Origin of the sequence: Streptomyces sp. WY228 (assembly GCF_019287315.1) — a bacterium.
GTDB classification, from domain to species: Bacteria; Actinomycetota; Actinomycetes; order Streptomycetales; family Streptomycetaceae; genus Streptomyces; species Streptomyces caviscabies.
Genome location: NZ_CP079114.1, coordinates 3400060 through 3414278, shown reverse-complemented (window position 1 = coordinate 3414278; position 14219 = coordinate 3400060). Strand labels below are relative to the sequence as shown.

The following is a 14219-nucleotide window of genomic DNA, read 5'->3' as shown; positions in this document are numbered from 1 at the left end:
GCGGGCCGATGGAAGAGGGAAGGGGATCCGGTGGGCGATGACGGGACGCGGAGCGAGGGGTACGGCGGGAGGGGCGTCGAGGGGAGCGGCGCGAGGTATGCGGAGCTGGCGGCGGCCGGGCCGTACGGGGTGCGGCCGGGGCATGCCCTGATCACCATGGTCGAACCGCATCCGGGCCATGAGTACGCCTACAACCGCTGGTACGAGGACGACCACTACTACGCGGGTGCGACGGCGATGCCGTGGATGTTCGCCGGGCGGCGCTGGGTGGCCACCAAGGACCTTCAGGAGCTGCGGTATCCGGAGAAGTCGGCGGTGGCCCGGCCGGTCTCCGCGGGCTGCTATCTGTCGACGTACTGGGTGACCGAGGGGCGCTACGACGACCACATGAAGTGGACCGTCGCCATCAACAAGCGGCTGAACCGGGACGGCCGGGTCTACCAGGACCGCACCCATGTCTTCACGGCCTTCCAGGACCACGAGGCGACCGTCTACCGCGACGGGGCCGCCGGCCCCCGGGACTTCCACGCGCTCGACCACCCGTACGCGGGCCTCGTCCTCCAGGTCGTCGACGCCGAAGGGCCCGAACAGCGGGCGGAGCTGCTGGAATGGCTGAGATCGCGCCATCTTCCGAAGCGGCTGAAGGGGTCGCCCGCGGCCATGGTCACGGTGTTCCGGCCGACGCCGCTGCCCGGCGACCGGATGACGTACGTGAGGCAGGTCGAGGGGGTCGACAGCCGGCTGACGCTGCTGTGGTTCCTCCAGGAGGACCCGCGGACCTGCTGGGAGGAGCGCTTCACCGGTCTGGACGCGGCGGTCGCGGAGACCGGGCTCGGGCGGGTCGAGCTGGTCGCCCCGTTCGTGCCGACGGTGCCGGGGACGGACCTGTACGTCGACCGGCTGCGGTGACGCCGGAGCGCGGTTCCGGATCGAGCTGAGCCCCCTCGGCCAGGACGGCGAACCGGTCGAGAGGGCTCCATCGGGTGGTGCTGTGGTGCGGTGGTGCTGCTCTGCTCTGATGCTGTGCTGCGGTGGTGCTGCTCTGCTCTGTTGTCGTGCTGCGGTGATGCGCGATCAGGCGTCGACCGCGCCGGTGGCGACATCGCGCACGAAGGCGTTCCACGCACCGGGGACGAAGGTCAGCGAGGGGCCCTCGGGGGCCTTCGAGTCACGTACGGCGATGGACAGCGCGACCGGGGACTTGACCTCGACGCACGCGCCGTTGCCCCCGGAGTACGACGACTTCGTCCACTGGTCCGTAGCACCCTGAAGAATTGCCATGTTCACTCCGGTTCAGAGAGTTGGGTGGGTCGCACCAACCTGATTCCGATTGGCGTGATCGACGCTACTCGCCAAGCCCCGTCCATGAGATGGCTGTTCACTCGACCGGATGGTCTTTCCCTGGTATGCCCGACGGAGAGAGTGGGCGGCGGTGTACCATCCCGCCGCCCAATCACTCACAACCGCTCCCGGAATGGCTCGTATACGACGGCGACGTCTCAGCTCGTGTACGACTTGGCGATCTTGCTGATGAACTCCCGGGTCTGCTCCACGTTCAGCGCCTGCGCCCGCAGATGCTCGTACATCACGCTGTAGCGCTGCACGTCGTTCGCCTTCTCCAGATAGAGATCGCTCGTGACGCCCTCGATGTAGACGACGCTGGAGTCCGCGGCGTCCGGGAACTCCAGGATCGCGTACTGGCCGTTGATGCCCGGGTGCGCACCCATCTCGAACGGCAGCACCTGCACGGTGACGTGCGGCAGATGCGACTGCTCGACGAGGTGTTCCAGCTGGTCGATCATCACCTGCTTGTCGCCGACCACCCGGCGCAGCGCCGACTCGTCGATCACCGCCCACAGCCGCAGCGGATTGTCCGGGGCGTTGACCCGGTCCTGCCGCCGCGACCGTACGTTCACGCGCTTCTCGATGTCCGACGGCGGCGCCTCGGGAAGCGCGCCGCTGATCAGGGCCTCGGCGTACGCCCGGGTCTGGAGCAGGCCCGGGATCATCTGGGGCTCGTACACCCGCAGCGACTCCGCGTCGGTCTCCAGACCGATGTAGACGCTGTACGGGATGTCGCCGAAGGCGTGCCACCAGCCCTGCTGACGGGAGTCCTTCGCCATCTGCATGAGCGAGTCGACGATGCGGTGGTCCTCGACCTCGTACACCCCGCAGAGGTCGCGCACGTCGCGCTGGCTGATGGAGCGGCGGCCGTTCTCCAGGCGGCTGATTTTCGACTGCGAGACCAGCAGCCGCTCCGCCACTTCCTCGGCCGTCATGCCTTTGAGTTCGCGCAGGCGGCGCAATTCCTGGCCCAACCTGCGTCGCCTGACAGTGGGATTGACGTTGGACGGCACGGAAACGGCACCTCCGGCTATGTAGCTGTGCGTATCTACTGCTCAGCAGATTGCCACCCCTTGCCCCGGCCGCGCTGGGAAACGGCCACACGCAGGCCACCGGGGGCGTGCGCACCGGTGCGCGCGGCGGCGCACAAGCGCACGGGGCAGCCGGTGATGGTGACTACCGGCTGCCCCGTGCGTGGTGCGGCTCCCGGACCGGGTCCTGTGATGACTGACGACGGTACGGCGGTGTGCTGTTGTGTGCTGTTCCCAGGTCCGTGCGGTCAGCTCGCGGCGGTGTGCGCCATGCTGCCTCGGCGGGCCTGTGCTTGCGGCTGCAACGGAACGCCCGCTGCCTGCTGCGTACGGCGTGGCTGGACCGCCACCCCGTTCTGGACGTCCATCACGGCGTGCGCCACGAGACCGCCCATCGGGTCGTGCCTGATCAGATCCCGGAGCCGGGAGCGCGATGAGCGCCCCTCGTTCCCGGGGTACAGGTGCTTGCCGAGTCCGACCGCGTGGGCCAGTGCGGCGAGCGCCGCGGTCCGCGGGTCCGGCGGTACGCCGGTGCGGATCGCGCTGTCCAGCCGGTTCCTGATGTCCCGGCTGATCGCCGTCTCCGTCGCTTGGTAGCGAGTCGTCGGCAGCACTCCGCACATCTGGCCCGCCACGGCATGAACCATGCCGCACCGCTCCAGATGAGCGAGATAGATCTGGCGCAGCCCCAGCCGGGGTCCGCCGATCCAGTGGACCGCCCGGACCGGACTGCCACGACGGCGCAGCAGTTCCAGTGCGGAGTCCAGAGTCGGATCTCCTGTCGGCCGTGGCATCACCACGGCGATACGATCCCCGTCAGGGGCTATCCGTCCTGCCAGAGCCAGCTCCACTAGCTGTGCCCCGGCCAGGCCGAGGTCGAGCGACTGCGGCTGCGCTGTGGTACCCGTGGTCGGGTCCAGAGCGAGCAACAGAAGCTCCTCCGGGATTGTTCTGCGGCTCCTGCCCATCCATGCCTCCCCGCGTGGATGTCTGACAGGGTGACCCCTCTCACATTCATCTGTCGAGAGCGCCTGACTGCTTTGTACGGGAACCAGTAGCTATGTCGTTCTCGTCTAGCAGCTCGGCCAGGGGTTCACACAGGACACTGGTAGATGGTTCGGACAGCGCGGGGTGGCCCCGCAGCGCATGAGGAGGCATCGGTGGCGGGCGAGTCCCCCGACAAAACGGAGCAGCGGAAGTCGTCGGGGACGGCTGCGGAGGAACGCGACCCGCGCTTCGCCGTGTTCCGTGACCCCGATGCCGACGCGAACGCGGACGCCGCGGACAAGGGTGCGGATTCGGGCGCGGACGCGGACGCGGGTACGGGTGGGGGTTCGGGTGCCGACGCGCGGCCCACGTCCGACACGGCGACCGCGGTGTTCCGTCCCCGGCTTCCGGAGGACGCCGCCCGGCGCGAGCCCGCGCCGGAGGCCGAGCCCGAGCCGGAGAGCGCGGCTGTGACGGCCTCCGAGGCCCCTGAGGAGGCTGCCACGCCTCCGGAGGGCACGGGGGCCGCTGAGGGCCGTACGGGCCCGGACGCGGACGTGGAGGCGTCCGGCCCGGAGACGCCCGGCCCGGAGACGTCTGCTGAGGCTTCGGCGGAGGGCGCGGCGGACGAGCCGGCGGCCGATGCTGATGCCGAGGTTGAGGCCGAAGCGGGCGCCGATGCCGGGGACGGTCGACTGCGGGACGCGGTGGCCGCCTGGGTCGATGCCGCGGGCGAGGACAAGCCGGCGGCGGACGCCGAGGACGCCGCGGACTCCGACGAGAAGCCCGAGGCCGAGGCCGACGGCAAGGACGCGCCCTCCGCGACGGCGGAGCCGAAGCCCGAGGCCGAGACGGAGCCCGAGCCCGAGCCCGATGTCGCGCCCAAGGCCGCGCCCAAGGCCGAGTCGAAGGCCGAGCCCGAGGCGGACGCGAAGCCGGAGCCGGAGCCGAAGCCGGAGCCGAAGCCGGAGCCGGAGCCGAAGGGTGAGCCGGACGACAAGGCGAAGCCCGGCCCTGACGCCGACGCCGAGCCGGACACCGCCTCCGAGCCGGCCGCCGACGACGCCTCCGACCTGCGAGGAATCGATCAGCCCACCGCCATCTTCAAGGCGGTCAAGCCGGCCGAGCGCGTCGACCAGGCGACGACCGCGCTGAAGCTCCCGCCCCGCGAGAGCACGCCGGAAAGCACGTCCGAGGGCAAGCCCGAGGGCACGCCGGACGACCGGTCCGGGAGCAGGCCCGAGAGCGACGCCGAGCGCACGAGCACGTTCGTGCCGCTGCGCTCCGACGACGTACGGCCCGCCACCGCACCCCGTAAGCCCGACCCCGAGGCAGCACCCGGCACCGGCACCGGCACCGGGTCCGACGCCCGGCCCGACGCGTCCGCGCGCACCCCGGAGAGCGCCGCTCCGGCCGCTCCGGCGCCCGCGGCCGCCCCCTCCTGGGCGGCGGCCGAGCGGACCCGGCAGCAGCCGCTGCCGCCGAGGCCGCCGCTCGACCTGCTCGCCGAGCTGACGAACACCCCGCCGCCCCCGGAGACCCCGGTCCGGACCGCCGTGCGACGGGTCAAGATCTGGACCCCGCTGGTGCTCCTCCTCTTGATCGTCTTTGCGATCGTGCAGGTGATGCGCCCGCTGCCGGAGCCCTCGCTGGAGCTCACGGCGAAGCCGACGTACACCTTCGAGGGCGGGGCGACGAAGCTGACCTGGCCGGGCCAGGGGCAGTCGGCCGTGATGGTGGACGGCGTCGGCTCGCTCGGCTCCGAGGGCGCGCAGAAGCCCGCCCCGATCGCGAGCGTCGCGAAGGTCATGACCGCCTACGTGATCCTCCAGGAGCACCCGCTCAAGGGTGACGAGGAGGGCGAGAAGATCACGGTCGACCAGAAGGCGGAGGACGAGTCCAAGCGTCCCGACGAGTCGACGGCCCCGCTGTCCAAGGGCCAGGAGCTCACCCAGCGGCAGATGCTCCAGCTGCTGATGATCCCCTCGGGGAACAACGCGGCGCGGCTGCTCGCCCGCTGGGACGCGGGTTCCGAGGACGCGTTCATCGAGAAGATGAACGAGGCGGCCGAGGACCTCGGCATGACCGGCTCGACGTACACCGACCCGAGCGGCCTGGAGAAGACCACCGTCTCCACGGCCACCGACCAGCTGAAGCTGGCGCAGGCGGTCATGCGCAACGAGGTCTTCCGGGAGATCGTGGACATGCCCGAGATCGAGATCGAGGGCATCGACGGCAAGATCTACAACAACAACAACCTGCTGCTGCAGCCGGGCGTGAGCGGCATCAAGACCGGCTCCTCCACCCCGGCGGGCGGCAACCTGCTCTGGTCCGCGAACACCAAGGTCGACGGCAAGATGCTGTGGATCTACGGCGCGGTCATGGGCCAGCAGGCGGGGACCGGCCGGGTCTACGACAGCCTGGAGCTGTCGCTCCAGAACAGCCTGAAGCTGATCAAGGACGCGCAGGAGGCCGTCACCTCGGCGACGGTGGTGAAGAAGGGCGATGTCGTCGGGTACGTGGACAACGGATTCGGCGGGCAGACCCCGGTGGTCGCCACCAAGAACCTCAAGGCGGTCGGCTGGTCCGGCCTGGAGGTCGAGCTCAAGGTCACGGACAACGGCAAGGGCATCGACCGCGAGGCGAAGGCCGGCAGCGAGGTCGGTTCGGTGACCGTGGGCACCGGCACCGGGAAGGTCACGGCGCCGGTGGTGCTGCAGTCCGACCTGGACCAGCCGGCCTTCGGCGACAAGCTGACCAGGATCGGCTGAGACACCAGGTCGAGACACCAGGTCGAGACACCAGCTGGGAGGGGCGGGCGGCGCCGCCCGCCCCTCCCAGCCCTGTGCCGGTTATGACAGAGAAACGTGTCGGAGGTCCGTGTTAGCGTCCCCGGACAACTCAAGGACGCCGGGACGCGTCCAAGAGGAGGTACGGGGCCGGCGGAGACGGGGAGAGCCGTAGTGACCACCGCGGAGCCGAAACCCGGCCGCGAGGCGGACGGGACCACGGGTGCCGTGGGCGACGACGCCCTGCACGTCCGCGTGCCGTCCCCCCGCCTCCCGGAGTCTCCCGCCGAGGGACCGGCCGCGGCATCCGCCGAAGCCGGCACACCGCACGTCCGGGCCCGCCGGCTGCTGCGCCACCCGGTCACCGTCGCGACGGCGGCCGCCGCCGTCCTCCATCTCCTCTGGTTCTTCTTCTTCGCCAACACCGGCGGTGACATCGCCGCGCAGGACGCCTGGGCCGAGTTCGTGGGCCGGCACCCCGGCACCGCGTACAACCTCGCCTGGTACGGGGGCATGCACCCCGTCTCGTACAGCGTGGTCTCGCCCTATCTGATGTCGCTGCTCGGCGTCCGTACGACGATGATGATCGTCGGTACGGTCTCCTCCGCGCTGACCGCGCTGATCCTGGTCCGGGTGCCGGCCGTCCGCAATCCGCTGGCCTGCTCGCTCGCCGGGGTCTTCGCGTTCCTGTGCAACGCGCTGTCGGGCCGGGTGACGTTCGGGCTCGGCATGATGTTCGCCGTCGGCGCGGTGGCCGCGGTGTTCTGCTGGCCCTACCGGTGGCGGTACAAGCGGTGGGCCAAGGCCGCCGTCGCCGCCCCGCTCGCCGCCCTCGCGACCGCGTCCAGCCCGGTCGCCGGACTCTTCCTGGGCGTCGTCGCGGCGGCGCTGTTCCTCCACAAACGCCGCCCCGGCGCGTACGCGATCGGCCTCGCCCCGGTCGCCGTGGTCGGTCTGTCGGCCTGGCTGTTCCCGTTCTCGGGTACGCAGCCGATGTCGCTCGGCACGCTGTCACTGCCGTTCGTCTTCTCGGTGCTGGTCTTCCTCCTCGTACCGCGCGACTGGAGCACGGTCCGCACCGCCGCCGCCGTCTACGGACTCGGGACGCTCCTCACGTATGTCATCGACTCGCAGATCGGGTCGAACATCACGCGCATGGCGATGCTGTTCGCCGGGGTGGCGCTGCTCGCCGCCCTGCCGTACACGGCGCCGCGCAGCCGCCGCTGGTACGCCCTGGTCCTGGCCTTCGTGGGCCTCAACTTCTGGATCGGCTTCAAGGGCGTCGACGACATCGTCCGGACCGCGCCCGCCGCGTCCTGGAACCGCGAACTGGCCCCGCTGATCAACCAGCTCCAGCAGGTGGAGGCGGAGCGCGGCCGGGTCGAGGTGGTGCCCGCGAGCAGTCACCGCGAGTCATCGGCGCTCGCCCCGTACGTCAACCTGGCGCGCGGCTGGAACCGTCAGGCGGACATGAAGCGCAACCCGCTCTTCTACGACGACACGCTCGACCCGGTGAACTACCGGGAGTGGCTGGACCGCTGGGCCGTGCACTACGTGGTGCTGCCCAAGGACCGGCCGGACAACGGGGCGGTCCAGGAGGCGGAGCTGGTCGAGCAGGGGCAGCCGTATCTGCGCCAGATCTGGGGCGACGCGAACTGGAAGCTCTTCCGCGTGCTGGACCCGGTGCCGCTGGCCGACCCGCCGGCGACGGTGGAGCGGGCGGGCGCGGACGAGCTGACGATCACGGTGAAGTCGGCGGGCCGGGTGCTGATCCGGATCCCGTACACGCGGTGGCTGGCCCTCGTCGACGAGGACGGCAAGAGCGTGGAGCGCCCGCTGGAGACCGAGGAGTCGAAGGAGCGGTCGGCGGTGGACGAGACCGCGCCGAAGACGTACACCAACACGCACGGCTGCCTGAACAAGGTCGAGGAGGGCCCGTACGGCGACGAGTGGACCGAACTGCTCGCGCCACGACCGGGTGTGTACCGGCTGGCGGCCCCGTACCAGCTCCAGCCGGGCACGCCCTGCCCTGAAGAGCTGAGCTGAGCTGACCCCTCCGCTTTCCGTAGTCCGCATCCCGCTTTTCGAAGGCGAACGGGCCGATAGGGAAAGGGCGTTGCTCACACCGGCCCGTACGTCCCGTGTACGGGCCATCGGGTACGGGCCCTCCCTCTGCGGGCGGCGCCCTGGCAAGGTGTCCTGCCATGAGGTGCCAACACTGCGGCGGCGGGCGGCGAGGCCCGCTGCCCGGAATGGTCTGCCCCGGCTGCGGGGCGGGGACGCCCCGCGCGGCCGGCACGGACGGATCCTGGGTCGTGCGCGAGACGCTGACGGGCCGGCTCTCCACCCTGCCGCGCCGGCGCAAGGCCCTGCTCGCGGCGGGCGTCGTGGTGGCCGCCGGAGGCCTGGTCACCGTCGCCTCGCTGCTGGTCGGCGGGGGGCTTGGGCGGTGGCGGCAGCCGGACGGACGCGGCGGGCCGGGCGGGCGCGCTGCCCGACCGGGTCGGCGGCGGGGCCCCCACGAGGATCGCCCCGGGACCGGGACCGGGACCGGCGGCCTCGGGCGCGGGTGCGGACGGACCGGTCCCCTCGGGAACCTCGTCGGAGCCCCCGACGGACGGGGACCGCTTCACACAGTGGGCCGGCCCCGGCTGCTCGGCGGGTACGTACACGGAGCGCGGCCGTTTCGAGAGCGGGGACGCGGGCTGGTACACGGTCGAGAACGGCGGCTTCGACGGCGGCGGGTGCGACGGCCGGTTCAGCGCGGTCCCGATGTCGGGCAGCCCGACGGAGGACCGGGGCTCCACGGCGGTCTGGGCCTGGCGGCTGGGCCGGGGGTTCAGCGAGTGCGCGCTGACCGTCTTCGTCCCCGACAGCGGCCGCCCGCGCGACGCCGCCGGAGACCCGACGGTCTACCGGGTGCTCTCGGACCCGGAGGACGCGGACTCCGCGTACACCGGGTTCGCCGTACGCCAGACGGAACACCGGGGGAGCGCGGTCCCGGTGCGCAGCTACCCGGTCAAGGGCGAGGTCTTCGCGGTGCAGCTCATCGACCGGGGCCGGGACTGGGGCGACGCGGGGCGGGTCGGCGCACACCACGCGGCGGCGCAGATGCGGGCGACCTGCCACTGAGCGCCGCCGGGGCTTTTACCGCGCGAGGGCGAAGGGCCGTACGCCGCCGGGGCTTTCACCGCGCGAGGGCGAAGTCTCGTACGGAGACGGGCCCGTGGCACCCTCACCGTACGAAGGCGCGGTCGCGCGGCGACAGGTCGGCGGCGGGCCCGGCGGCGCGGAGGACGGTGTCCAGGGCGCGTTCGTAATCGGCCAGGTAACACCCGCTGGCCCAGGCAGCGTTGGCCTCGATCACCGCCCAGCGGCCCTCGTCGTCCCGGCCGACGTCGACGACGATCGCGGAGGGCAGGCTCGCCCCGGCGGCCGCGAGGACGTCCCGCCCGAAGGCGAGCGCGTCACCGTCCGGCGGCCCGAGCCGGAGCCGGCCGGCCTCGGCGTACTGCCCGGCCGTGCGGACGGCCCCGTCGAGAACATGCAGCCGGTACTCGACGGCGAACGTCATCACGTCGCTCACCAGCACCACGGTCGCCGGATCCACGGCATCGGGTCCGGGCAGCCGGGACCCGTCCGCGTACACGAGCGCCGAAATGCTCTTGTCATTGGGCGACTTGACGAAGGCGGGGCGACGCAGCCGGTACGCGTCGCCGATGGGCATCGCCCGGACGTCCCGCCGGGTGAGCGCCCGGGGAAGCAGGGCGAGCCAGTCGGCGGGAGCCTCCAGGAGGGCGATGCCGAGCGTCGGGGCCACGACGTCGGCGAAGGAGGGCCCGGCATGCAGATGCACGGCACCGCCTTCGAGTTCCGACGCCGATGCCGCGACGGCGGAGGCGGTCGCCTCCACGATCCGCAGCCCGCGCCGCAGCGCGGTGGCCCGTAACGTCCGTGCGGAGACGGTGAGTCGGGGCGGAAGGACGAGGGTGCGCGGGGGGCGGGTCATGGCCGCTGATCCTCCCGTACGGGGTGCGCCGCGCCCCACCGAATTACCGGCGGGGCGGTGCGTGTTGTGCGGGCCGGGCGCCGCCTGGTTCGATCGCCGCATGATCATCGAACCGTCGCTCGTACGCGGCCTGATCGCCGCCCAGTTCCCGCAGTGGGCGGACCTGCCCGTGGAGGCGGTCGAGGCGAGCGGGACCGCGAACGCGATCTACCGCCTGGGCGCCGACAAGTCCGTACGGCTGCCCCGTACCGACGGCAGCGCGGCGGATGTGGCGACGGAGCACCGCTGGCTGCCGAGGCTGGCTCCACGCCTGCCCTTCCCCGTACCGGTCCCGCTGGCGCAGGGTGTTCCGTGCGAGGCGTTCCCCCGGCCCTGGTCGGTCCACACCTGGCTGGAGGGCACGAACCCGGGCCCCGGCGACGCCTCTTCGTCCTCCGAGCTGCTCGCTGCGGACCTGGCGGAGTTCGTGCTGGCGCTGCGCCGGATCGACCCGACGGACGCCCCGCCCGCCTACCGCGCCGAGCCCCTGGCCTCCCGCGACCGGGCGACCCGCGAGGCGCTGGCGGCCCTGGACGGTGTCGTGGACCGGGAGAACACCACCGCCGCCTGGACCGATTCCCTGGCCGCCCCGCCGTTCACGGCCCGCCCCGTCTGGGCGCACGGGGACCTCCAGCCGGGCAACGTCCTGGTCGCGGACGGCCGCCTCACCGCGGTCATCGACTTCGGCTGCACCGGCCTGGCCGACCCCGCCGTCGACCTGATCGCGGCCTGGTACCTGCTGACGGCCGGGGCCAGGGAGGCATTCCGTACGGCGGTGGCGGCCGACGACGCGACCTGGACGCGGGGGCGGGGCTGGGCGCTGTCGATCGCCCTGATGGAGCTCGCGCACTACCGGGAGTCGAATCCACTGATGGCGCGGATCGCGGCGCACGTGATCGGGGAGGCCGTCTCGTAAGAGCCCGTGAGGCCGGAACCGAGTGATACGTTGGCCGCCCAAATACTTGACATGAACATACCTCGGGGGAATGCGATGCAGCGGTCGGCACGGAGCCGGATCATGGCGCGAGCGGCGGTGGGGGTGCTGGCGGCGTTCCTCGTCGCGGGTTGCTCGGTCAGCGTGGGCAGCCCCAAGGCGGTGAGCAAGGAGGAGGTCGCGAAGCAGGCGTCGGCGGCCCTGAGCAAGAAGATCGGCCGCGAGATCGACGACGTCACCTGCGAGGACGACCTCAAGGCCGAGGCGGGCGAGACGACGCGCTGCGAGCTGACCGTGGGCGGCCAGAAGCTGGGGATGACGGCCACCGCGACGTCGGTCGACGACGACAAGGTCAAGATGGACTTCAAGGTCGACGACGCCCCCGACGCGGGCGGCTCCGCGGCGCCTGACCCCTCCGAGCAGCCCTCCGGCACCCCGAGCGCGGGTAGTGGCGGCGGGGCGCAGACGGTGGACAGGGCTGAGGTCGCCCGTCAGGGCAAGGCCGCCCTGACGGCCCAGACGGGCCAGGCCCCCGACGCCTTCTCCTGCCCCCAGGACCTCCCGGCCCGGGTGAACGCCACCATCCGGTGCCAACTGGCCGCGGACGGCAAGCAGTACGGCGTGACGGTCACCGCGACCTCGGTCGTCAACGGCAACGTCAAGATGAACTTCCAGGTGGACAGCGCCCCGAACGGCTGACACACGGCTGACACACCGCTGCGGCCCGCCCCCTTCCTCGCCGAGGTGGGGGCGGGCCGCAGCGGCACTTCCTCCCGTACGGTCACGGGCGGTGCGGGGCGATTCAGGCGGCCTGGAGCACATCACACGGACAGTGACGGAATTCCAGACCGAGCTCCCGGTCCACGGCCGCGCTCGACCGCGTGGCGGCTTCGCCGACCTTCTCCCAGGAGCCGTACTTCAGATAGAGCTGATCCGCCGTCGGGCCGAGCGGGTTGCCGTACTTCTTCTGGTTGCGCGCCTCCAGCTCCGCGACCTGCTCCGGGGTCATACCGGCCCGGACGACGTCCTTGGCGTCGTTGCGCATCTGCACCAGCGTGCGGGCGATGTCCTCCTCCGAGCGCCCTTCGGCGCGCATCGCGCACTCCGTACGCTCCATGTCCTCAAGGAGATCGTGATACCGCATCCGCTGATCCCGGGCGACCTCGCGCTCCTCCGGGGTCTCGCTCCGGATCAGGCACACGACCGGCTCCGGGCTGGTGCAGTCACCCTCGTCCGGGGCCGCCTGGGAGACCGGGGCGACGATGATCGAACCACAGGTGTCGGACGACCGGCAGGGGTGTGTCCCGTGCTCGGCGGCAGAGGCGGACTGGAGGGGAAGAAGAGCGGCTTGGACGACCAGCAGTGCGGGAAGCGCGCGGCGGGTCAGCGAACGCAGACGGTGCAGTGACATGCGCTCATCGTTGGGCAGACGGCTGCGGAGCCGAAGCAGGGCGAGGCCGACATTCCCCCGCGGGCGGCCGACTCCACTCCGTCGAGTGAAGCCGGCGGCCGCAGCGCCTTCCTGGCGGAGAAGCCCCAGGTCGGCTTGGTCGTACGTTGTGCCCCCGGCAGGATTCGAACCTGCGACACCCGCTTTAGGAGAGCGGTGCTCTATCCCCTGAGCTACGAAGGCGGGGCTTGCCGAAAACCCTGCCGGAAACCCCAGTGGGGGATGCCGGGCGAAGTGAGGCAAACGCCCTGGTCAGGAGTTTCTGGAACAGTGCTGGGGAGAGGTCCTGAGGGACGTTTTCCCGGGCAGGTGCTCTGGAGGCCTACTGACCGCTGACAGCCTAGCGGATAGGGATTCCGCCGGTCGCCCCTGTTACCGCCAACGGCCGTCGTCCGGATGCTCCGGCGCCCATCTCCGCTTCGGCGGACCGCGTGAACGCCCCTCCCCGAAGGGGCGATCGCCCTGGGCCGGAGCAGGTGTCCCCGGCCCCTGAGGCTCCTGTCGCGGCCCAGCGGCGACACACCGGGCAACGCTTTGCCTTTCGTACCAACCACCCCCACGCTTGCCGTGAGCAGGACGACCATCAACGGGGGGCGATTCTCGTGCTGCGCATCCACTTCACGCCCGCGGACCTCACACGTGTCAGGCTGGCGACACGTCCCGATCCGCTCTGGGAGACCGTCTTCAGCCTGCACCGGCTCCAGACCTCGCAGGGGCGCTGGGCCTACGCCGACTGGTACCGCGCCACCCAGGACACCCTGGCGAGTACACCGCTCGGCAAGGCGGTGCGCCGACTGCTCGTCCCCGTCGTGCCCCGGGCCGCCTACTTTCCCGACTTCCTGACCCCGTACGAGGCCGCCGAGGGACTGGACGAGGGACTCGCCGCGGTGCTCGACACCCCGTCCTCCCGGGTGGCCGCCGAAGTGCGCAGACTGCAGGAGACCACAGGAGGGCCGCCCTGGGCGGGGAACCTGGTGGAGAGCCGGGCCCGTGAGGAACTCGGCAAGGCCCTGCGCGCCTACCACGACGCCGTCATCGCGCCGTTCCAGGACGACGTCTTCACCAGGATCGCCGCTGAGCGGGCCGCATGCGCCCGGATGACCGTCGACACCGGCGTCGACGGGCTGCTCCGCGGCCTCGCACCCGGCATACGCTGGCGCCCGCCGGTGCTGGAGATCGACTACGTCGTGGACCGGGACCTGCATCTCGACGGCCGCGGCCTGCGCCTCATCCCGTCCTACTTCTGCTGGCGGAAACCGGTCGTCCTGGCCGACAACACACTACGGGCCGTGCTTGTCTACCCCCTGTGCGATACCTGGGCACCTGCCCCCGAGCGCCCCTCGGAGGTCTCCCTCGGCGCCCTGCTGGGGAAGACCCGCGCGGCCGCCCTGCGGACTCTCGCCCACGGAGCGACCACCACCGAACTGGCCCAGCGCCTGGGCGTCTCGCCCGCCACCGCCACGCACCACACCACCGTGCTGCGCAACGCGGGCCTGATCACGACCCGGCGTTCGCGGAACACCGTCCTGCACACCCTCACTCCGGTCGGGGCGGCGCTGCTCCGCACCGGAACATCGAGGTCCGCCGCCTGATCCGGGTCTTTCGACCCAGGTCGAAGGTTCTGGAGAGCGCCTGC

The 14219-nt window shown here is 71.6% G+C and carries 11 protein-coding genes, 1 tRNA gene and 1 pseudogene; 7 read left to right on the top strand and 6 right to left on the bottom strand.

Features of this window, described 5'->3' with window-relative positions; genetic code table 11:
• The first annotated feature begins 30 nt into the window (after positions 1 to 30).
• Complete coding sequence (locus KV381_RS14775) at positions 31 to 909, top strand: hypothetical protein (RefSeq protein WP_373461035.1); 879 nt, start codon at positions 31 to 33, stop codon at positions 907 to 909.
• 165 nt (positions 910 to 1074) lie between these two features.
• Here KV381_RS14775 and KV381_RS14770 read toward each other — a convergent pair whose 3' ends face one another.
• The 3 genes from KV381_RS14770 to KV381_RS14760 form a co-directional block, all read right to left on the bottom strand.
• The gene (locus KV381_RS14770; RefSeq protein WP_030078613.1) at positions 1075 to 1281 is read right to left on the bottom strand and encodes a DUF397 domain-containing protein; all 207 of its coding nucleotides are present in this window, start codon (positions 1279 to 1281) and stop codon (positions 1075 to 1077) included.
• 218 nt (positions 1282 to 1499) lie between these two features.
• A complete protein-coding gene (locus KV381_RS14765) occupies positions 1500 to 2357 on the bottom strand; it encodes a helix-turn-helix transcriptional regulator (RefSeq protein ID WP_030078611.1) in 858 nt (285 codons plus the stop codon).
• 266 nt (positions 2358 to 2623) lie between these two features.
• Entirely contained in the window at positions 2624 to 3343 is a 720-nt protein-coding gene (locus KV381_RS14760; protein WP_003968450.1) for a GPP34 family phosphoprotein, read from the bottom strand.
• Positions 3344 to 3535: 192 nt separating this feature from the next.
• On the opposite strand from KV381_RS14760, the gene KV381_RS14755 reads away from it, so the two are divergent.
• The 3 genes and pseudogenes from KV381_RS14755 to KV381_RS14745 all read left to right on the top strand — a co-directional run bounded on the left by KV381_RS14755 (position 3536) and on the right by KV381_RS14745 (position 9283).
• Entirely contained in the window at positions 3536 to 6133 is a 2598-nt protein-coding gene (locus tag KV381_RS14755; RefSeq protein ID WP_218785361.1) for a D-alanyl-D-alanine carboxypeptidase family protein, read from the top strand.
• Positions 6134 to 6325: 192 nt separating this feature from the next.
• Complete coding sequence (locus tag KV381_RS14750; protein ID WP_030624731.1) at positions 6326 to 8197, top strand: membrane protein; 1872 nt, start codon at positions 6326 to 6328, stop codon at positions 8195 to 8197.
• Between the two features lie 206 nt (positions 8198 to 8403).
• Positions 8404 to 9283 (top strand): annotated as a pseudogene (locus KV381_RS14745) (adhesin).
• Between the two features lie 103 nt (positions 9284 to 9386).
• On the opposite strand, the gene KV381_RS14740 reads toward KV381_RS14745, so the two are convergent.
• The gene (locus KV381_RS14740) at positions 9387 to 10160 is read right to left on the bottom strand and encodes an ATP-grasp domain-containing protein (protein ID WP_218785360.1); all 774 of its coding nucleotides are present in this window, start codon (positions 10158 to 10160) and stop codon (positions 9387 to 9389) included.
• 100 nt (positions 10161 to 10260) lie between these two features.
• On the opposite strand from KV381_RS14740, the gene KV381_RS14735 reads away from it, so the two are divergent.
• Together KV381_RS14735 and KV381_RS14730 are read left to right on the top strand one after the other, a co-directional pair.
• Positions 10261 to 11115 (top strand): aminoglycoside phosphotransferase family protein, encoded by an 855-nt coding sequence (locus KV381_RS14735; protein ID WP_218785359.1) that lies wholly within the window; start codon positions 10261 to 10263, stop codon positions 11113 to 11115.
• Between the two features lie 102 nt (positions 11116 to 11217).
• Positions 11218 to 11832 carry a DUF4333 domain-containing protein gene (locus KV381_RS14730; protein ID WP_030078598.1) on the top strand — a complete coding sequence of 205 codons (615 nt, stop codon included), beginning with the start codon at positions 11218 to 11220 and terminating at the stop codon, positions 11830 to 11832.
• A 103-nt stretch (positions 11833 to 11935) separates the two neighbouring features.
• Here the strand turns inward: KV381_RS14730 and KV381_RS14725 are convergent, their stop codons facing one another.
• Entirely contained in the window at positions 11936 to 12544 is a 609-nt protein-coding gene (locus KV381_RS14725; RefSeq protein ID WP_218785358.1) for a hypothetical protein, read from the bottom strand.
• Positions 12545 to 12693: 149 nt separating this feature from the next.
• Positions 12694 to 12766, bottom strand: a tRNA-Arg gene (locus KV381_RS14720).
• A gap of 419 nt (positions 12767 to 13185) precedes the next feature.
• Between KV381_RS14720 and KV381_RS14715 the strand changes: the two genes are divergently transcribed.
• The gene (locus KV381_RS14715; protein WP_218785357.1) at positions 13186 to 14175 is read left to right on the top strand and encodes a helix-turn-helix transcriptional regulator; all 990 of its coding nucleotides are present in this window, start codon (positions 13186 to 13188) and stop codon (positions 14173 to 14175) included.
• Positions 14176 to 14219: the final 44 nt, after the last annotated feature.

What these genes read in the sequence shown, in the direction of transcription:
- KV381_RS14770 (WP_030078613.1), bottom strand. Translation starts at nt 1,281, where the DNA reads ATGGCAATTCTTCAGGGTGCTACGGACCAGTGGACGAAGTCGTCGTAC.
- KV381_RS14760 (WP_003968450.1), bottom strand. Translation starts at nt 3,343, where the DNA reads ATGGGCAGGAGCCGCAGAACAATCCCGGAGGAGCTTCTGTTGCTCGCT.
- KV381_RS14740 (WP_218785360.1), bottom strand. Translation starts at nt 10,160, where the DNA reads ATGACCCGCCCCCCGCGCACCCTCGTCCTTCCGCCCCGACTCACCGTC.
- KV381_RS14735 (WP_218785359.1), top strand. Translation starts at nt 10,261, where the DNA reads ATGATCATCGAACCGTCGCTCGTACGCGGCCTGATCGCCGCCCAGTTC.
- KV381_RS14730 (WP_030078598.1), top strand. Translation starts at nt 11,218, where the DNA reads ATGGCGCGAGCGGCGGTGGGGGTGCTGGCGGCGTTCCTCGTCGCGGGT.
- KV381_RS14725 (WP_218785358.1), bottom strand. Translation starts at nt 12,544, where the DNA reads ATGTCACTGCACCGTCTGCGTTCGCTGACCCGCCGCGCGCTTCCCGCA.